This is a genomic window from Geotalea daltonii FRC-32 (assembly GCF_000022265.1).
Classification (GTDB): domain Bacteria; phylum Desulfobacterota; class Desulfuromonadia; order Geobacterales; family Geobacteraceae; genus Geotalea; species Geotalea daltonii.
In genome coordinates, this window is sequence record NC_011979.1 from 3,243,585 (window position 1) to 3,263,867 (window position 20,283).

A 20,283-nucleotide genomic window follows, 5' to 3' on the forward strand; every position below is an offset into this window, starting at 1 on the left:
TGGTTTCTAATTGGCAGCAACCTGCCCTGCGTTGATATGGGCATCGCTCCCGGAGCCGATTATTTCCTGCTTCAGGACTTCTCCCATGCTGGTGAATTTCAGATGGTCCAGCAGGTACCTCACCTTGCCTTCCATTTGCTCAAGGTTCAGGTAATGGCGGAAGGAGGACTTCAATCCGGCTTTTATGCGCGGCTGTCCCGGGTCTATTTCCCATGGATGAAAATAGACTACCGCCGGCTGCAGCTCTTTCTCGTTCACCCGCCTTATGGCCCACGCCACCAATTGGGCGGGTAAAAGCCTGAGATATCCCCCCCCGGCCACCGGCAACGTCCATTTCCGTCCCCCAAACTGCAGCGGCAATGTGGTGATAGGAAATTCCCTGAGCCTGCCGGATTTGGTCTCGATGTCATGGATAAACCTGTTGCCCCCGGGGATGCCGTAAATATCATGGACTATGGGAAAGATGCTCGAATCGAAGGTAAATCCCTCTTCCACCAGGATCTCCTGGGCCCAGAGGGATCTGCCGGTTATCGAATAACTGGGCGCCCTGTAACCGCAGACAGCCATACCGGTGATATCTTCAAGGAGTGCTTTCGACCGGCGGATATCCTGGCGAAACCGTTCACGGCCTATTTCATAAACCAGCTGATGACTGTAGCCATGGCAGGCGATCTCGTGGCCACGGGATCGTATTTCCCGCACCAGGTCAGGGAGGCGGTTGGCCAGCCAGCCGAGAATGAAGAAGGTGGCCCTGATCGATCGGATTTCCAGGAGTTCCAGAATTCTCAGGGTGTTTTCCCTTGCCCGTATGGGGAAATTGTCCCAGTCGGCCATCTTTACGCGACCGGCAAATGCCGTCACCTGGAAGTAGTCCTCCACATCGATGGTAAGTGCATTATCCATGGGGCTCCGTAGCGGCTCAGAAAACCTTTCTGAATTCAAGGGCAATCCTGTTCACTTGCCCCTGGTAGCCGGAAAAATAGTTGGCGTACCGATAGAGGGCGGAAGCTGACATACCCTCGCCGAAAGTATAAGTGATGCCGGTTGCGACCAGCAACCTGTGGGTATCGTTGTTGCTGGTAGAGAGATTATTGCTGGAAATCAGGCTGTTGTTCTCATAGCGGGAACCTTCCACGGTCATGTCGGCAGCCAAGCGGTTCAACAGTTCATACCGCCCTCTTATGGCGGCTGTAGCTCGTTGGGTTACCAGTCGGTCAAGTTCCGTGTCTACGAACCTGGAATAGGAAATCATGCCGCCCACCAGTCCCTTGGAAAGTAGCAGATCTATCGCTCCAGAATAGCTGGTCTCCTTGGTGACCGCTCTCAGGGGGTCCTCGTCGTAAAATACCCTGGTGTTCAAGGTAGTTAACACGTTGCCCATCTGATGCTTTATCTCTGCGACCCAGAACGGAGCGTTGTACCGTCGCCCCTGCCGGTAGCGAATGGTTGTCCAGCCCCCTTTGAGGGAAATGAGCGATGTGCCATCAGGCCCGTATTTCTTTTCCAGCCCAAGGTACGAGTCCTGCTTGTTGGAACTTCCCGAGGACCGGTCAGTACGGGTAAAGGAATATCCGGCGCTGGCCCTGGCGTTCCTGGCGAACTCGTAGGCAACCTCGCCGAAGCCGGTATGCGCCCTTCTTGAAATGCTGTCGACCTGGCGCAGGGCCACAATTTGAGCTTCATCAGGTCTCTGATACCAGATGTTGGTATACCGGTAACCCAAACGGGTTGTGGTTCTCGGCGAAAGATTGAAGGAGAAGTATGGCGTGGCGGTGAGGTCGTTCTGGTCGGTCTGGCCGACGAACAGGCTTTCCTGGGTCACATCCCGCGACACATCCAGGGAAACTCTCTGGTAGTTGTCCCCCGCATCCAGGAACAGCAATTGGTCAATCAGTGCCAAATGTGCATTGACATTGGCATAATGGGTATCATCGTCCTTCCTTGACTGGCGCAGGTAATAGCGGTAGTCATACCGATACTCCCCGTCAACCGTACCTATGGGGGCCTCATACCTGAGCTGGATGCCGGGCATGGCCCGCGTTATGTAATCGCTCTTTTTGTTGTTCTTGTTTTCGTAGACGTTGTCCGTAAACTCCTCGCTTACTGTAATGCCGGGATGCATCTCGAAATCGGCAAGGGCATCCCCCTCGGCAAAAACAGACAAAAAGAGGCAGAAGAACAGTAAACGGCAAATGTAAAGAAAGCCTTTGTTTTTCATTTCAGTTTCCAAAAATGCGGCGGATAAAGTTGGTTTTCTCTTCTTTCTGCATCGCCGGCTGACTTGCAGCATGGCTGGACTTTTCCATGTAGCTGTCCATCTTGCGCCTGATCTCGCTGATGGAATGATCGGTCTCGCCACGATAGGTTGTGACCAGGTTCTGCACGGATTTGATCCTGTTGCCGATATCATTCACCATGTTGGTATTGAACCTGGTGGATTCCTTTTCAAGGGATTCCAGCCTCGACCTGATATCAACCAGCACTGAAGCCAATTGACTCTCTTTCTCACTGTTTCCGGCACCCGCACCATCAACTGAGCCTTTATCGGTTTCGGCAATGGTTGTCTTCCAATACTGGTTTTCAAAGTCCAGGTCGCCGATGATCTCGTGGACCATTTGGCCGTCAAGCTTCTTTAGGCCTTCGGCAGCGGCCGAGAGCATGAGGAAGTCGCAGATGATGTTGATCAGCCTGGGGATCCCCCTGCTGTATGTGAAGATGTTATCCAGGGCCTCCGTTTCGAAGATCACGGCTGCACGGTCCCCGGCCACATCCAGCCGGTGATGGATGTACTCCTCGACCTCCTGACGGGACAATGGCTGCAGGTGGCAGTTGATGCTGATTCTCTGCCTGAGCTGCAGCAATTCCGTACGCGCCAGGGTCTTGCGTAACTCCGGCTGGCCCACCAGTATGATCTGCATCAGCTTGGCGTGATCGGTTTCAAGGTTGGACAGCAGGCGCACCTCTTCCAGGAGCGAGGCACTGAGATTCTGGGCCTCGTCTATGACCAGGGTCGGCTGGTTTCCCTTGGCATATTGCTCTATGAGAAAAACGTTCAGGTCCCTGAGCAGCTCTATCTTGTCCTTGCCGTGCACCGGCAGGCCGAAGTCGTCATTGATCATGGAAATCAGCTGCTCGGAATTCACCCTGGTATTGAAAATTTTGCCCAACAACACCCTTTCGTGGTTTTTCTTTATCAGGTCCCGGATGATGGTCGTCTTGCCTGAACCCACTTCACCGGTGAGCAGGATAAAGCCAGAGCGCTCCTTGATGCCGTAGTTCAGATAGGTCAGTGCCCTTTTGTGAGATTTGCTCAGGTACATGAAATCCGGATTGGGCAACAGGTCGAACGGCTTTTTGGTCAACTTGAAATATGATTCGTACATGCCTTCTCCCCTTATGGGACGTCTCCGTTGCTGATCCGGTTCCTTCACCAGGCATACTGCTTATGCTGATAATAATCGTGATAATGCCCGTTGAGGTTCTCATTCACCGTTTCGTTGTAAACGATCCCCAACAGATTGCTCTTATCCAAGGCGGTCAGCGCATCGTTGACTTCCTTGACGCTGGCAGCCCCTTCCTTGACCACAAACACGATCCCGTCGACAATGGTGCTGATGGTGCGGGTTTCGGCAAAAAGCAGCACCGGCGGCGTATCGATGATTATATAACGGTCAGGGTAACGGCTTTTGATCTCGGCTATCAGGCTCTTCATCTTCGACGAGGAGAACAGCTCACCCGGATTCTCCACCTTTTTCCCGTAGGGCAGGATCGACAGTTTTCCTATGCCGGTCTTGATCAGCGTCTCCCCCACATCGATTCCCCTGGTGAGACAATCGGTAAGACCCAGTTTCGGCTCGAAACCGAAATATTTATGAATTGAAGGTTTTCTCAGGTCTGCATCCACCAGGAGCACCGTATGGTCGAATTCCTGGGCCAGACTCACGGCCAGATTTATTGCCGTTATGCTCTTCCCCTCGCTGGCAAAGGCACTGGTAACCATGAGGGTATTCCTGAACCGGTCGCCGTTGGTGAGCTTGACCAGAAGGGACTTCAGCTTTCGGTATTCTTCAGCCACGGACGTCTGCGGTGCGGTAACGCTTACCACCAGCGGATTTTTCACCTTCAGCCTTTCATTGGGCATCGGCTGCTGATAAGCATGCACAGATCCATGGGCAACGGCCAATGGCGAGCCGGGCACTTTGCCCAGGGCTGCTTTGCCATCCGTACCCCGCATTTTCGCCGCTTTCTCCAGTGCTTCTTCTATTCTGCTCATAAAATTTCCTCTCCTGTTTGGCTTTCTCCGTAACCTTTCATTTAAATTGCCCCACGGCTTGGGACAAGTACTGCTTCAGCTGGAGGGAATTCAGGGATGAGGAGAAGAGGGGTATTTGCAAGAGCTCCAGCAACAGGACAATAAGTATGAGCGAAAAATAACAGGCCGAAATGGCGTAGAGCCTGACATCGTGAGCCTTTTGCAATTTGATCTCTGCCGGGATCTGCATCTTGGGAATGACCGCCAGTACCGGCAATCCCAGTGCCTTGAGCCCATCCAGGCTCTTCACCGATTCATCATAATAATCCAGGAGCAGCACCAGACCGAATGCAACCGCAAGGCCCCCGGCAATCCCCCCGAGAATGATGGCGATCCTGTTGGGACTTATGGGCTTGACCGGCAACACTGCAGGGTCGACTATTCTGAAAGTGGTCCCCTTGTCCTCCACCTCCATCTGTTTTGAGAACTCCGACTGCCCATGGCGTGTGACAAGCTGGTCGTAGACCTGTTTCTGATTGGCCTTGTCACGTTCCAGCTGTTCCAGTTCTGCCCTTGCTGCGGGAATGTTGCGAAGCATAGCCCGTGACGAGGCAATATTGGCGTACTGCTTGGACTCGGCCGATCTGAGGACCCTGAGTTCGGCGTCGATCCTCTCCAGTTCCTGCATTTCCGCTCCACCCAGTCTCGCTTGGCCGGAGGAAGCAAGAGCCTGTTCCCGCACCGATTCTATTTCTGACTTCAACCGCATGACTTCAGGATAGCGATCAGTGTATTCAACCCGCATCTCCTCCAGCTTTTTCTCCAGTGTCTGTAATCGCATCTGGGCTGGATTGTGCTTTTTCAGCTGATTGCGTGAAGCTTCAAGCTGTGCTTTTCGAAACGCTATCTCGTCAATTCTCTGCTGCGCCCCCGATATTTCCCTTTCCAATGCAGCCGGGTCAGCCGTTGCGACCGAACCCTTCTCCATTCTGAACCTGCTGACTTCTGCCTCCGCCTTGTCCATTTTCTCTTTCAATACGGTGATCTGCTCCGAAAGAAACTTGCTGGCGCCATAGGATTCGGCCCGTATCGAAGAAGAGTTTTCTTCGATGTATCGCCTTACCAGGGTGTTCACGTAATCCCTGGCCCGCTTCGGGTTTTCCCCCGTATATGAAATGGTGAAGAGATTTTCCTTGTCTCTGAGCTCGACTTTAGTGTCCTTCTGAAACTGGCTTATCAATGTATCAGTATCGCCGTTCTTGCCAAGATTCAGGTCAAGATCGCTGACGACTTTCTGCAATAAGGGGCGGCTTGCCATGGCATAATTCAGGCCCTTGATTTTGTCCTCCATGGATGGAGTCACTGCGAAGCCTCTGACCAGCTCATTTATCAGTGCTTTTTCGATAAACACCGTGCACTTTGCCTCATATTTTTCAGGCAGAACATAACTGACGATAACAGTAATGGTCATGACTGCCAGTGCCGTCACCAGAAAGAGTGTTTTGCGCTGCTTGACCAGATTCAGATATCGCTTGTAATCGAAATCATTCGTTGTCGGCATAACAACTCCATATGACTTATTTTATTTACCTACCCCTCTCAATCCACCCTGTTCCATAGGGAGGAAGCGAACGTAAGTGGCAGGGGTAATCAAAACATGCCTTCTTTGACTATTATATAATCGCCAGGTTTCAGTTTTATGTTTTGTGCCAGATCTCCATCCATTATCAAATCCTTTGCTTTGATGGATATGGTTACATCTTTCTTGCCGTTCTTTCTCAGTATCGATGTATCATTCAGTTTGGCAAACCGGGTAAAACCGCCCGATTCAAGAACAGCTTCCATGACTGTCATTCCCTCCCGGTACTCGATGACGCGCGGAGCATTGACTGCCCCAAGCACATAGATGTTCTTATCCAGAAGCTGCGGAATAAATACGGCGTCGTTACTCTCTATGATCATATCTTCGCCCACATCCCCGTCCACGAATAGTTTATGAAAATCCTGCTTTATCTTTGCCCCGTTCCGCAACACGTACGCGTTCTTGTAGTCGGCAACCCTTGAGTTGGCAGCAACTCCTCCACCCCCTTGGCCCCTGGCTACCGGGCCGGGCGCAGCGCCAGGACCTGAATTGCCGATGGCGCAGAGCAACTGCAGCAGGGTCGTCCGCCGGTTCAGATCGAAAACGCCGGAACTTACCCCACCGCCAAATACATAGACCTTGCTGTTGGTGATTTCCCGCACCGCCACCGAGACGATCGGGTTTTTCACCAGGGACTTGAATTTGACCGCCAGGGTTGACTGTAACTCCTTGGGGGTCACACCGGATGCGGTGACGTCGCCAAGACCGGGAATAGTAATTTTCCCGTCGGGCCTTACCCGCACCGATACGTTAAGGTCCCTCACCCCCCATACGGAAATGTCCAGGCCATCCCCCTCCCCTATGACATAATCTCCGGCAAACACGCACAGGGGCAGTAACATCAGAACTGTCAGTACAAAAGCCGTCAATCCCATACATCGTTTTGTCATCTTCCACCTCGCCTGAAAAGAACCACCTTTATTGTCTCCAGGATGATCATCAGATCGAAAATAAGGGTCAGGTTCTTGATATAGTAAAGGTCGTACCTGAGCTTTTCTATGGCATCATCAACTGACGCACCGTAGGGATAGCTGACCTGCGCCCATCCTGTGACCCCCGGTTTGACAAAATGCCTGCTGGAATAGTAGGGAATGATCTCCTTCAGTTTCTCCACGAATTCCGGGCGCTCGGGTCTGGGGCCCACCAGGCTCATGGAACCTCCCAGCACGTTGAAAAGCTGGGGGATCTCATCGATCCTGCTTTTGCGGAGAAATTCACCTGTTCTCGTCACCCTCGGGTCGTCCTTGCTGGCCCAGACCGCACCGGTCCCTTTCTCCGCATCGGCCTTCATGGTCCTGAACTTGTAGATGGTAAACGGCTTTTCCCTGGCCCCCACCCGCTGCTGCCTGAACAGGACCGGCCCTGGAGAATCAAGCTTGATCAGGAGCACGATGATTGGCAAAAAAGGGAGGAACGCCAGCAGAATGAGCGCTGCGCAGACTATATCCACTACCCTTTTCAGGATACGCAGAAGTATGGTGACCCTGAATCCCTGGGAGAATATGAACCAGCTGGGAGTGATATTCTCCAGAAGCAGCTTTCCCGTCATCTGCTCGTAGAAAGAGGGAGCATCCACCACCTCTATGCCGCTGAATTTGCAGGTCAGGACTTCCTGCAGGGGAAATATGCCTCTCCGTTCGGACAGGGAAATGACGATCTTGTGTGCCCGTGAATTCTTCACCCTTTCGTAAAGTTGGACAGACAGGGCAGGAATCTCTGCCGATGTTTGATCGAATATCTCACTGGTGCAGTCCACATAGCCGGAAAGAACATAGTTCTGATTACCAGCGGTGATGAGCCCGCCGATCTGCCTTGCCAGAGGGCCGGTCCCGAGCACCAGCACCCTTCTGGCAAAGGCTGAGAACCTGGAGCTCAGATAACAGAGATAATGCCAGGCCAGCTGCAAAGACCCGAACAGCACCAGCGCCAGCACCAGCATCCACCCTCCATACATATGGAGTGGCTGAAAATGGTAGATCACCGACAACACGAAAAATGAAAAAATGACCGATGTGCCTATACGGACGGCACTTTCCTTGCCACCGAGAAACCTGTTCAGGTAGTAAATCTCCACCAGGAAAGAAGAAAACAGGGAGGTAAAAATAAAGATAATTACCCTTACCAGGTGGATCTCGCCCAGCTCCTCACTTGCCGGCAGAAACCCGTAAAGGGCGTAATGGGCCAGGATCAGAGCAAGACATGCCGCTACCGCATCCCCGGTTATCAAGATTAGGACCCTTTTGACCATGAGCTAATTCCTTTTTTCAGACCTGCGCAACTGGGCAAGTATGTTTTTTGCCTGGTCCTGTTCGGGGAATTTTCCCAGCTGAAGGGCCTTCTTCAGCTTCAATCCGGCCTGGACTTCATTTCCGGTTTCCATGAGGGCTAAAGCCAGATGATACTGGGCATAGCCATTATTCGGCAGTCTCTCGGCCGCCTTTTGCAATAGTTCGAGGGCATGGGGCTTTTGCCCGTTTTTGAGCAGAACGTAACCAAGGGTTTCCATCACGGCAGGATTGGAGGGTTGAAGCTTGTATGCCCTCATGGCCAGACGTTCGGCCTCACTGAGGCTGCCATAACCGTCGGCATAGAGACAGGCCAGATTATTCAGCGCCTGGACATAGTTTTCCGACTTTTCCAGGGCTGCCCGGTATTTTGCCGCCGCCTCTTTCTTTTGTCCCGACTGGTCCAGCAATACCCCCTGTGCGTACAATGCAGGAGCATAGTCGGGTTTGTTCCGCGCCGCTTCGGTAAATGCTGCCATGGCTGCCTTGTTGTCCTTGTTTCCTGCATTCAGATCACCCAGTATCATCAGGGTTTCAATATTCCATTGATCCCCTTCGCCCCCTCTTTTCAACATATCGCCGGTGGCTGTCGGACCCAGGCCGGTCGCTGCCTTGAGTTCCCTCACTCCCTCTTCATTCATCCCCTTCGCCAGATATCCCCTGCCGAGGACGTTATGGGCAAAGGCATGGCCTGGGTCAATCTGCAAGACCTTCCGGATTTCACCGATAGCATCATCGGCCCGCCCCTGCCTGAGAAGTATCAAGCTGTTGAGGACGCGAGCCTGGACAAATGACGGGTTATAATCGATTATTCTTCTGAACTGGCTGAGGGCATTCTCCAGTTCACCATGGCAATAGAGGCTAAGCCCGAGAAAGTAATACCCTTCCATGGATGGTTGTTTTTTCAGGGATTCCTGCAAAAGTGCGATAGCTTCCGTGTAATTCTTCGTATAGTACTGGACAAGCCCCTGCAACCGGCTCCCCTCACCCTTGTCCGGAAAGGTTTTCACCAGGTAAGCTGCCAGTTTCCGGGCCTTTTCCACATCATGCTTGTCCAGATAGACAAGGCCCATTTTGTAAGGTGCAACCGGGTCGGCCTTATCGAAACCGGCAATCTGCTGATACAGCTCAAGGGCTCTGTCGCTGTTGCCCATGGTATTCTCAAGTGCTGCCATAAGGTAGCAGGCCTTGCTGTTTTTCGGCTCCATGGCCAGTGTTTCCTCAAGCTGCCGCCTTGCTTCCGGGTGCTTCCGCCAGGCCATGTAGATACCTGCAAGGGCAAGTTTTACGCCGGTGTTTTTTGTGTCCCCCTGCATGGATTGCAGCAGGTAGCGTTCGGCCTGTTCAAGGTTTTTCTGCAGGGCATAGCTTTCTCCGATCAAGCCCAGCGCCTCTGCGGTACGGCCATTGCTTTTCAGGTATTCTTCAACTTCGGCACGGGCCTGTTCAGGCTTTCCCATGGTGTTGTAAAGCCTTGCCAGGTCCAGATGTACCGTACTTTTTGCAGGATTTTGCTCCAGTACCTGCAGGAACTCCTTTTCCGCCTGTTCGTGCTTGTTGGCCTTCACATAAGCCAAAGCCAGCTGATATCGCGCACTCAGATACTCGGGATCCTTTTCCAGGGCATTCTTCAACAACACTATCGCGCCGCCGGCGTTGCCTTTGCCGATCTGACTGATTCCCTCGGCATATAGCTCTTCCTTTGCCTTGCTGCTGCAACCGGGCAAGATGAAGATTAAGACGAGCAACACGAGAAACTTTAGCAAAACCGAATCCTCCAGCCATGGATTGTGAACAGTATTTCGCCTTACCGGAAAGTCCAATGTGATCTGGGCGGTTTACTCGAGGACTCCTCAGGGACCAAACCCGTGCGGGGGACCAGCAAGTTAATTATTTTTCTATTATTTAAATAGCTTAATTTAATTTACCGCAGCACGGTGCGATGTCAAGGCAGATCAAAGGAAAAGAATAAGGATGACAGAGGGTGTTTTGATAAGGATTTGAGAGAGGAAAATGGCTATGGCAGCCCACAGGCCAATTTTAATAATGGGGGGTTACACGAGTAAGGAGAAGATTGCGGCACAATGGGGAGATTTTCCCCTCACTATTCGTAGGGGGAATTTCCTGGAGAGATGCAAGGTTGCAGTTCAACGGGTAGTGTCTTTTATTTCCTGTCCCGAGCTTACAAAGGAGATGCCTTGTCCGGACTTCATGCCGATCATCACGCTTTCTATGACAGGAACATTTACTTCTTTCTGCGAAGTCCATCTGACGATAAAATTGGCGCCAGTACCGCCCGTTGTATCCTCCTCAGGAATAAAAATATCCGTTGACTCCAAAGGTCCGAGGGTTACTGGTTGTTGGTAGTATTTTCTCACCAACCTACCCTTTGTATCATAGTAATCCGCAGCAACAATTTTGATAGGATTCCACATATCCGTATTCCTGATACTTAAAATAGTTGCCAGATTGAATGGAATCTTTTTTGGGGCGCTGAAGATATTGGAATAGACGGGCACATATAAGATTTGTCCTTTTGAAGCCCTGTATTCTGTTCCTGCAAACGCGATTTGGCCAATAGACAAAAGCATGACAAGTAATATACAGATGGTAAGTAATTTGTTGCACTGACATCGGTATGTCATAAGAGTCTCCTGATATCTCATTTTATGGATACAGAGCCGGATCAATTTGTCAGTTTCTACTTTCAAAAAGATAGTCAAAATCATCGATATATTGAATGCCGTTGATTTTCCATGTATTCAAGGGTTTATAGAAGGTGAAACGCCAAAGCAGCGAGTGGTTCTCGAATTTATGCAGATAATAATAGCGAACGAAGGATTTTCCTATACTCTCTTCTCTCACAAATTCTTTGCCGGTAGCCTTTCCGAAACGTTGTTGAACCACCGGCCATTGGGTTGCTATTTGATTTGCAAGCCCGTCTATTTCCACTTCCGGCAGAGGCCAGAATGGTTTGGCCAGCTCCAGCCCCTTTTTGAAGTCAGCCTTGATAAAGTAACCGACGATATTTTCAGACAGTTCCTTAGCTTCCTTTGTCGTTTGCAGCTCGCCTGCCAGAGAAAACTGCGGGATCAGCCACAATAAAACGAAAATAATTTTTCTCATCACACTCTCCAGGTCTCTTTAACGAGATGTGAATACAACTTTTCCAACACGGGCGCACTATATAACTACCGTCCATTCTTGTCAAAGGTGAAACACCAGATATTGGATGCAGGTCCGCCAAACACGGGCATTGCTGGACATCGTCCGTGTTGCTTTTTTACAGATTCAATTTCGCGGAACCTGTGGGTAGAGGGTAGAAAAAATTAGAGCATTGCTGGTTATCTTCCTGTTGTTCAAAGCGAATGTGAGGTTTTCTACGATTCAATCATGTCAGCCTTCGGGCGGCAAGGTACGTCATGGGGGGTCCGGAGACATTGCCCTTTGCCCCGCCCCCCCCAATTATCGGGACTTGACGGCCCATAAGCCGGATTTGTGCGCGTAATTATCCAGCACCACAAATTGATGCTTGACAATTTATAATTACGACAATTATATTAACCATTCTTAAATACCTCCCGTTATTCTTCATACCATCCCCTTATTTTTGATTGTTCCACCTAAACCGTTACTGCCGGCTGCATCAAATTACCCAAAAGATTCATAGTTCGTTGTGTTGACGCTTGTTATTTTCTGCAGCAGCAAAAAAAACAGAGGAGGATGCAATGTACAGGTACAGGCTAAGCAGGATGCTGGGATTGTTGTTGCCGGTATTGATCATTCTTGGCGGGGTGGGAATCTCACACGCCCAGAACCGAGTGCAGATCAACGGTTACAACTTCGACCTGAAAGAAGGAGAACCTTCCGTTCCGGCAGTACTCGATACTGCGGACGAGCAGGAGCCTGACAAGGGACCGCCAGAGAACGGACGGCAGAAAAAAAGAAGCGACAGAAAGTGGATCGTTCAGTTCGACGGCCCAGTGCATGAGGCAGACAAGAAGCAATTGGCCGAACTTGGAGCCCGAATCGGAGATTATGTCCCCGATTTCGCATTTATCGTCAGCATGGACAATAAGACGACAAATGAGGTGAAAAAGCTACCCTTCGTAAGCGGTGTCGTGCGGTACAAGCCCGCTTACAAGATTCACCAGAATCTCAAGGACGAGAGCGGTGAGCTGAGAGTACAAAAAGGAAAGAAGGTAAAGCTTCATATCAAGCTGGACAGCAAGGAAAATCAATCACAGGTATTGTCCATTGTTCATGGGAAGAAAGGAAAAGTCCTCGATGTAAGCGGCGATTTGCTCCGGGTGGAGGTAAACCAGGAGGATATTGCCCAGTTGGCCCAGATCGAAGAAGTGCTTTCCGTCGAAGAAGCAACTGATCTTCAGCTCCTTAATGACACCTCCAAATGGGTCATACAGACCTACACTTCGAATAATACCAAGATATGGGACCATGGGCTCCACGGAGAAGGCCAGATCGTGGGCATCGGCGACAGTGGGATCGACTACGACATGCCCTGGTTCCGTGATCCGGCAGGGACAACCATCGGGCCTATGCACCGGAAGGTCGTCGGTTACGATCCGACCTACGGCGATGATTACGATTCCAACTCCGGTCATGGAACCCATGTGGCCGGCTCTGTGGGTGGCGACCGTACCCCCGTCGACGGCCTTGCAAACGCTAACGGCATGGCCCCCAAATCCAGGTTCTTTCTCCAGGATATCAGCCCCGGTGAAACAAGGTATGTCTACCCACCTTCAGACTTGGGTCTCATGTTCATAACTGCGTATAACGCAGGCGCCAGGCTTCATACCAACAGTTGGGGGGGCGGCGGCAGTTCCTATAATGCAGCTGCAATGAGCGTCGACCGCTTCATGTGGGAACATAAAGACTTCCTGGCCCTTTTCGCCAATGGTAACGCCGGTCCCGGAGTCGGCAGTGTGGGATACCCGGCTTCAGCCAAGAGCGTTGTCAGCGTCGGGGCCACGGAAAATGGAACAGGTGCAGAAAATATCGCCTCCTTCAGCTCAAATGGCCCCACTGCAGACGGCCGCATCAAGCCAACAATAACAGCGCCGGGAGTCAATATCATCTCGGCTGACTCCGACGGAATCAAAAACAGCAACAACAGCGGCACCCTCTCCTATAGCGGTACTTCCATGGCCACTCCCACGGTGGCTGGAGCAGCGGCATTGGTCAGGCAGTATTACACCGAAGGTTTCTACCCAGGGGGAGCGGCCAATTCTGCTAATGCCTTCACACCCTCAGCCGCCCTCATCAAGGCAACCCTGGTGAACAGCGGCCAGAACATGAGCGGCAGTAACACCGACGACGTGATCCCTTCCAGCGGTCAAGGGTGGGGAAGGATCAATATTTCAAAAACCCTCAGCTTCAGCGGTGACGCGAATACGCTTGAAGTCCTGGACAATAACACCGGATTGGCCACCGGCGAAAGCTGGAGTCAGCCCTACTTTGTCACCGGCGACCATGCCCTGAAGGCGACCCTTGTCTGGACAGACTATCCCGGTGCAGTAGGCGCCGCAAAGGCGCTCGTCAACGATCTGGACCTGACAATTACGGCACCAGACGGGACCACATATACCGGGAACGTCTTCTCCAACGGCGAATCAGCGGCCGGCGGCAATGCCGACAGGCTGAACGTGGAAGAGCAGATCCTCATCAAAGCGCCGAATAAAGGCACCTATACCATCACCATCAGCGGGTATAACATTCCGAACGGGCCACAACCGTTCGCCCTTGTCCTTACCGGCGCTTCCGGGGTAACCTCCAAAGGGATGATCAGTCTCAACAAGAACAGGTACAACGCAGCCGGCACCGTAGAGATAAAGGTGGCCGACCTCGACCTCAATAGCGACAGCACAACACTTCAGGAAGTATATGTAAACATAAAGAGCGACACGGAGCAGGCAGGCGAGCGTGTGAGACTTGTTGAAACCACCCCCGACTCGTCAGTCTTTACCGGCACGGTCGGCCTCAGGCTCGGTGCTCCGGCCTCAAACAACGGTTATCTTGAGGTAATCGGGGGCAACACCGTTACCGGTACCTATGAGGACGCCAACGACGGTACTGGGTCTCCGGCCACGGCAACCGCTACGGCCCTGATCGATATCACCCCCCCGGTCATATCGTCGGTAACCGTTGATTCCATATCCGATATCGGTGCAACAGCCGCATGGCTGACAGACGAACCGGCCGATTCTACCATTAACTACGGTGAAACAGGCGCCCTCGGCTCCTATAAATCCGACTTCAAACTGTCAACCCAGCATGGTATCGGCCTTGGAAACCTCAAAGAAGCCAAGACCTACTACTATGAGCTTTATTCGACCGACGAGGCCGGAAACCTTGTAAAAAGCGACAACGGCGGAAGACTATACAGCTTCACCACGGCAAACGTTCCACCGGAACTGACCGCCAACTCCTCGAACGGCTATGACACGTATCTCCCCGAGTCGAACATATACGGGACTGCGACCGACCATTCCGGAATCGCCTCGATTACGGTCAACGGGACGGAAGCCACTTACCGTTCAAGCGACGGATATTATGAACTGGCGGTTCCACTGACACTGGGAATGAATAACTTCACCGTCATTGCCACCGATACTCTCGGTAATGCGCAAACGACGGGTGTGAGTATTAATCGTCTCCAGCCCCCCGACCTGGTGATGCAGACAATCGCTGGTCCTCCGACAGCGGGAACAGGAGCCTCGGCTGCCATAACCGATACCGTGTGCAATATCGGGGTGGGAAACTCAAATGCCTTTTCGTTAGGATTATACCTTTCATCCGACAACAGTATTGCCACAAGCGATACACGCGTTGGCAGCCGGTCAGTAGCTTCTCTTGCAGCAGGACAATGTTCTTCGGGGACGACCACCGTAACTCTTAACGGCAGCATGGGGAGTTACTATGTCGGCGCGATAGCAGATTACGCCAATGTACAGTACGAGGCCGATGAGACCAACAACAGCCTGGCAGGAAACCTGCTTGAACTGCGAGGTCCCGACTTGGTGGTAACCTCAGTATCCGGTCCGACCGTCATCGACACCGATACCGACAGCACGCCACCGGCAACCGTCGTGGTCAAAGTAAAAAATATCGGGGAAGGCAGGGCGTCCAACACCTTCCTGGTCCGTCCCTACCTCTCGACTGACAACGCGATCACCACGGCCGATACTTCCCTGGGTGCCCAGTACATCTACGGTCTGGCCGCAGGGGAAGAGGTAACACTGACCTTCACCACCACCATTCCCCGTGGAGCCGGGGGTGCCACACCCTATTACTTCGGAGCCATAACCGACACCGGCAACGCCAATACCGAGATTGACGAAGCCAACAATGCTCTTGCCGGAAACCTGGTTACGGTCAACCGCACCCAGGTGACTCCCGATCTCGTCGTCACTTCCGTTGCCGGTCCGACCGTCATCGATACCGATACCGACAGCACGCCACCGGCAACCGTCACCGTCAAAGTCAAGAACAGCGGTAACGGCAGGGCATGGAACACCTTCCTGGTCCGTCCCTACCTCTCGGCTGACAACGCGATCACCACGGCCGATACTTCCCTGGGTGCCCAGTACATCTACGGTCTGGCCGCAGGGGAAGAGGTAACACTGACCTTCACCACCACCATTCCCCGTGGAGCCGGGGGTGCCACACCCTATTACTTCGGAGCCATAACCGACACCGGCAACGCCAATACCGAGATTGACGAAGCCAACAATGCTCTTGCCGGAAACCTGGTTACGGTCAACCGCACCCAGGTGACTCCCGATCTCGTCGTCACTTCCGTTGCCGGTCCGACCGTCATCGATACTGATACCGACAGCACGCCACCGGCAACCGTCACCGTCAAAGTCAAGAACAGCGGTAACGGCAGGGCATGGAACACCTTCCTGGTCCGTCCCTACCTCTCGGCTGACAACGCGATCACCACGGCCGACACTTCCCTGGGTGCCCAGTACATCTACGGTCTGGCCGCAGGGGAAGAGGTAACACTGACCTTCACCACCACCATTCCCCGTGGAGCCGGGGGTGCCACACCCTATTACTTCGGAGCCATAACCGACACCGGCAACGCCAATACCGAGATTGACGAAGCCAACAATGCTCTTGCCGGAAACCTGGTTACGGTCAACCGCACCCAGATGACTCCCGATCTCGTCGTCACTTCCGTTGCCGGTCCGACCGTCATCGATACCGATACCGACAGCACGCCACCGGCAACCGTCACCGTCAAAGTCAAGAACAGCGGTAACGGCAGGGCATGGAACACCTTCCTGGTCCGTCCCTACCTCTCGACTGACAACGCGATCACCACGGCCGATACTTCCCTGGGTGCCCAGTACATCTACGGTCTGGCCGCAGGGGAAGAGGTAACACTGACCTTCACCACCACCATTCCCCGTGGAGCCGGGGGTGCCACACCCTATTACTTCGGAGCCATAACCGACACCGGCAACGCCAATACCGAGATTGACGAAGCCAACAATGCTCTTGCCGGAAACCTGGTTACGGTCAACCGCACCCAGGTGACTCCCGATCTCGTCGTCACTTCCGTTGCCGGTCCGACCGTCATCGATACTGATACCGACAGCACGCCACCGGCAACCGTCACCGTCAAAGTCAAGAACAGCGGTAACGGCAGGGCATGGAACACCTTCCTGGTCCGTCCCTACCTCTCGACTGACAACGCGATCACCACGGCCGATACTTCCCTGGGTGCCCAGTACATCTACGGTCTGGCCGCAGGGGAAGAGGTAACACTGACCTTCACCACCACCATTCCCCGTGGAGCCGGGGGTGCCACACCCTATTACTTCGGAGCCATAACCGACACCGGCAACGCCAATACCGAGATTGACGAAGCCAACAATGCTCTTGCCGGAAACCTGGTTACGGTCAACCGCACCCAGGTGACTCCCGATCTCGTCGTCACTTCCGTTGCCGGTCCGACCGTCATCGATACCGATACCGACAGCACGCCACCGGCAACCGTCACCGTCAAAGTCAAGAACAGCGGTAACGGCAGGGCATGGAACACCTTCCTGGTCCGTCCCTACCTCTCGGCTGACAACGCGATCACCACGGCCGATACTTCCCTGGGTGCCCAGTACATCTACGGTCTGGCCGCAGGGGAAGAGGTAACCCTGACCTTCACCACCACCATTCCCCGTGGAGCCGGGGGTGCCACACCCTATTACTTCGGAGCCATAACCGACACCGGCAACGCCAATACCGAGATTGACGAAGCCAACAATGCTCTTGCCGGAAACCTGGTTACGGTCAACCGCACCCAGGTGACTCCCGATCTCGTCGTCACTTCCGTTGCCGGTCCTTTGAGCGCAAACACAGGTCAGATGGTACCTGTGACCCTGAAAGTCAAGAACGCCGGTAACGGCAGGGCATGGAACACCTTCCTGGTCCGTTCCTACATCTCGGCTGACAATGAAATCACCACGGCCGATACTTCCCTGGGTGCCCAGTACATCTATGGTCTGGCCGCAGGGGAAGAGACAACCATAACCATTAACGGAACTGTCCCTTCAACCTTTGTATCCGGCACCTACTATTTCGGTGGGATAGCCGACACAGGCAACGCCAACGCAGAGCTCAACGAAACTAATAACGCTCTTGCAGGCAATGAAATTGTCATTACCAAACTCTAGGACCTCCTGAAACAGGGAAGCAGGCTGACAAACGTCAGCCTGCTCCTTCGTCTTCCTATCTTACCCTCTTATCTCTCCTAATGCCGATGCAATGGCTAATGCGCCCACCCGATTCCCCGTTGACCTGCCTGAAAGAAAATTCCTTGACAAATTTAAATTATTTTCAAGTTTCCTGAATTACTGACGAAAAGAGAAAGTACACCTAGACCTGCCTGTCACAACAATATGTTGCACTTTCCATAAAAGCAGCAACAGAGGGGGAAGGAATGGACAAAAGAGGGTTTCTCTCCGGTGGAGCGATCAGCAGGGTTATAGAAAGATTATTTCATTCCATGTGGGGAAAGAAAAGCTGTCCGTCAACAGATCAGACGGCCAGAAATGAAGAATTGCAAAGGATTGCAAAGCTAATCGAAAGAGGGTCGTTTACCAGGTGCAAGTGAAACCACCATAGGGTAGCAGTACTGCCTGCATCCCACCGATTACTGCCAGTCAGTTCCTCCTTGCACCGCGCAGGAGTCGTTAATCAAGCTGATTTCGCCAGCTTATACCAAAGCTACATCTCTACCCGCGTCACAACCCCCTGAAGTTTACTCGGTGGAAGTTTGTAGAATTTTACGAAGTTGGGGGTCAGCTTCTTGATTGTGCTGAAAATGCGCCAGGCGAAGTTGGTCGTGTCGATATCCTCGATACCATAGAAAATGACCTTCTCCCTGATGCCGATCTCTTTCAGGATTTTCTCGAGATCTATTATTTCCATGTACCCTGCCATAACCTCCAGGGCATCCAGTCCGGAACCCAATCCTTCGGTCATCTGCTGCTTAACTCCAAAGGGCTCGTCAGTGCGCACTATTGAAACGAAAACATTGCGAGAATAGATGATGTTGCTTGAAATGACGCAGTGCACAACATACGGGGGGACAACACGCGCCTCTCGCGTGAAAAAGAGGGCCGTACCGGGAATGTTGCTCCCTTTCGAAAATATCTGCTCGTAGGCAATGAGAAAAGTATCCAGATCCAGGGGACGCAACGCCCTGTAAAGTGCGCGCTGGCCCCGGGTCCAAATGAGGATCGTAACGAACGGGATGGACGCGAGCACAATCGACCAGTAGCCGCCGTGGGGAATTTTGTTGAGACAAGCAATTAAAAACACCACGTCCACCAATGTCACGAGCACGGCGAAGGGTACTTTCCATTTCTTAGTGGTTCGGCTGTAAATCATAATTATCATAATGCCGGTGAGAGTCATGGTGCCTGTTACCGCTAGACCGTAAGCGGCAGCCAGGTTCTCCGACTTCCGGAAGATGAGCATTATGCAAATCACGGAGCCGAGGAGCATCCAGTTTACCGAGCCGATGTATATCTGTGACTTGAGATGGGTCGAGGTGTAGTCCACCTTCAGGAGAGGCATGATCCTGGTGGTTATCCCTTGGTACACGACGGAGAATACACCGCTGATCATTGCCTGGGATGCGATGATCGTCGCCATGATAGTGAGGATGAGGAACGGTATGTAAAACATGGGCGCCATCTCCTGAATCATGCCGAAAAGGAGGTTCTTTGCTGTTCCGTGGGAAAGCACATAAGCCCCCTGCCCCAGGTAGTTGATGATGAGAGCGAAAAAAACGATTGACCATGCCCTGATGATGGGCTTGCGTCCCAGATGGCCCATATCGGCGTAAAGCGCTTCTCCGCCGGTGGCGCAGAGGATGACCTCGGACAGGACAAAAAATCCGGCAAATCCGTTGTCGGCCAGGAATTTCACCGCGTAGAACGGGCTGACGGCAGCCACGACTTCCGGATGGCTTGTGATAGAGATGACACCGGAAACGCTTAAAGCTAGAAACCATACCACCATGATCGGCCCAAAGGCACTGGCCATTCGGTCTGTCCCCCAATACTGAAAGAAAAACAGCATTACGGCGATAACCGCAGCAATAAGAATCAGGCTCCCCTGGTGGAGATCTTCCAAGCCGGGAATCAGAACCATACCTTCCACTGCCGAAAGGATGCTGATAGCCGGAGTGATGACCCCGTCCCCCAAAAGGAGCGAGACTCCCAGGTAGGAGAGGAAACTGATGACGGCAATCTGCCTCCCCGGCTTCAGCATGCGGATGAGAATTTCCCTGAGGACGATGGTGCCCCCTTCCCCCTTCCTGCCTAGAGCCATGGCCAGCCAGGCATACTCGGCAGTGACTAGAATTGTCATGGTCCAGAACACAAGGGAGAGGATACCCATGACATTGTCCGGCGTCGGTTTGGTCAGGGCGAAAATCACGGTGAGCGTATAAATGGGACTGGTACCGATGTCGCCGAATACCAAGCCGAAGGACCTTACAATCCCCTTCCAGGCGGGTTCTTGAACTGATTTCATGTGTTCTCCCGATGCTTGAACAAAAAGACGATGTA

The 20,283-nt window shown here is 52.6% G+C and carries 12 protein-coding genes; 1 reads left to right on the forward strand and 11 read right to left on the reverse strand.

Annotated features, from left to right (window positions below):
• Positions 1-6: 6 nt before the first annotated feature.
• From GEOB_RS14755 to GEOB_RS14800, 10 genes are all read right to left on the reverse strand, one after another.
• Positions 7-903: an XrtA system polysaccharide deacetylase gene (locus GEOB_RS14755; protein WP_012648047.1), complete on the reverse strand. Its 897-nt coding sequence runs from the start codon at positions 901-903 to the stop codon at positions 7-9.
• 16 nt (positions 904-919) lie between these two features.
• The gene (locus GEOB_RS14760; protein WP_012648048.1) at positions 920-2,218 is read right to left on the reverse strand and encodes a TIGR03016 family PEP-CTERM system-associated outer membrane protein; all 1,299 of its coding nucleotides are present in this window, start codon (positions 2,216-2,218) and stop codon (positions 920-922) included.
• Between the two features lies 1 nt (position 2,219).
• Positions 2,220-3,383, reverse strand: a complete 1,164-nt coding sequence (locus GEOB_RS14765; RefSeq protein WP_012648049.1) for an XrtA/PEP-CTERM system-associated ATPase — start codon at positions 3,381-3,383, stop codon at positions 2,220-2,222.
• A gap of 44 nt (positions 3,384-3,427) precedes the next feature.
• Positions 3,428-4,273 carry an XrtA-associated tyrosine autokinase gene (locus GEOB_RS14770; RefSeq protein WP_012648050.1) on the reverse strand — a complete coding sequence of 282 codons (846 nt, stop codon included), beginning with the start codon at positions 4,271-4,273 and terminating at the stop codon, positions 3,428-3,430.
• A 37-nt stretch (positions 4,274-4,310) separates the two neighbouring features.
• Positions 4,311-5,813, reverse strand: a complete 1,503-nt coding sequence (locus tag GEOB_RS14775) for an XrtA system polysaccharide chain length determinant (protein ID WP_012648051.1) — start codon at positions 5,811-5,813, stop codon at positions 4,311-4,313.
• 89 nt (positions 5,814-5,902) lie between these two features.
• Positions 5,903-6,769, reverse strand: coding sequence for an XrtA/PEP-CTERM system exopolysaccharide export protein (locus tag GEOB_RS14780; protein ID WP_041267593.1), 867 nt, complete (start codon positions 6,767-6,769; stop codon positions 5,903-5,905).
• A gap of 11 nt (positions 6,770-6,780) precedes the next feature.
• Positions 6,781-8,142: a TIGR03013 family XrtA/PEP-CTERM system glycosyltransferase gene (locus GEOB_RS14785; RefSeq protein WP_012648053.1), complete on the reverse strand. Its 1,362-nt coding sequence runs from the start codon at positions 8,140-8,142 to the stop codon at positions 6,781-6,783.
• A 3-nt stretch (positions 8,143-8,145) separates the two neighbouring features.
• The gene (locus GEOB_RS14790) at positions 8,146-9,945 is read right to left on the reverse strand and encodes a tetratricopeptide repeat protein (protein ID WP_012648054.1); all 1,800 of its coding nucleotides are present in this window, start codon (positions 9,943-9,945) and stop codon (positions 8,146-8,148) included.
• A 381-nt stretch (positions 9,946-10,326) separates the two neighbouring features.
• Positions 10,327-10,824, reverse strand: a complete 498-nt coding sequence (locus GEOB_RS14795) for a DUF3124 domain-containing protein (protein ID WP_012648055.1) — start codon at positions 10,822-10,824, stop codon at positions 10,327-10,329.
• Positions 10,825-10,873: 49 nt separating this feature from the next.
• A complete protein-coding gene (locus GEOB_RS14800) occupies positions 10,874-11,305 on the reverse strand; it encodes a hypothetical protein (RefSeq protein ID WP_012648056.1) in 432 nt (143 codons plus the stop codon).
• A 602-nt stretch (positions 11,306-11,907) separates the two neighbouring features.
• Here GEOB_RS14800 and GEOB_RS14805 point away from each other — a divergent pair.
• On the forward strand, positions 11,908-17,877 hold the full coding sequence (locus GEOB_RS14805; RefSeq protein ID WP_012648057.1) for a CARDB domain-containing protein: 5,970 nt from the start codon (positions 11,908-11,910) through the stop codon (positions 17,875-17,877).
• A 553-nt stretch (positions 17,878-18,430) separates the two neighbouring features.
• Here the strand turns inward: GEOB_RS14805 and GEOB_RS14810 are convergent.
• The gene (locus tag GEOB_RS14810) at positions 18,431-20,248 is read right to left on the reverse strand and encodes a KUP/HAK/KT family potassium transporter (RefSeq protein ID WP_012648058.1); all 1,818 of its coding nucleotides are present in this window, start codon (positions 20,246-20,248) and stop codon (positions 18,431-18,433) included.
• Positions 20,249-20,283 lie beyond the last annotated feature (35 nt).

Bases quoted from the DNA above. Each gene is read 5' to 3' on its own strand.
- GEOB_RS14755 (WP_012648047.1), bottom strand. From the start codon at position 903: ATGGATAATGCACTTACCATCGATGTGGAGGACTACTTCCAGGTGACG.
- GEOB_RS14760 (WP_012648048.1), bottom strand. From the start codon at position 2,218: ATGAAAAACAAAGGCTTTCTTTACATTTGCCGTTTACTGTTCTTCTGC.
- GEOB_RS14765 (WP_012648049.1), bottom strand. From the start codon at position 3,383: ATGTACGAATCATATTTCAAGTTGACCAAAAAGCCGTTCGACCTGTTG.
- GEOB_RS14770 (WP_012648050.1), bottom strand. From the start codon at position 4,273: ATGAGCAGAATAGAAGAAGCACTGGAGAAAGCGGCGAAAATGCGGGGT.
- GEOB_RS14775 (WP_012648051.1), bottom strand. From the start codon at position 5,813: ATGCCGACAACGAATGATTTCGATTACAAGCGATATCTGAATCTGGTC.
- GEOB_RS14780 (WP_041267593.1), bottom strand. From the start codon at position 6,769: ATGGGATTGACGGCTTTTGTACTGACAGTTCTGATGTTACTGCCCCTG.
- GEOB_RS14785 (WP_012648053.1), bottom strand. From the start codon at position 8,142: ATGGTCAAAAGGGTCCTAATCTTGATAACCGGGGATGCGGTAGCGGCA.
- GEOB_RS14795 (WP_012648055.1), bottom strand. From the start codon at position 10,824: ATGACATACCGATGTCAGTGCAACAAATTACTTACCATCTGTATATTA.
- GEOB_RS14800 (WP_012648056.1), bottom strand. From the start codon at position 11,305: ATGAGAAAAATTATTTTCGTTTTATTGTGGCTGATCCCGCAGTTTTCT.
- GEOB_RS14805 (WP_012648057.1), top strand. From the start codon at position 11,908: ATGTACAGGTACAGGCTAAGCAGGATGCTGGGATTGTTGTTGCCGGTA.
- GEOB_RS14810 (WP_012648058.1), bottom strand. From the start codon at position 20,248: ATGAAATCAGTTCAAGAACCCGCCTGGAAGGGGATTGTAAGGTCCTTC.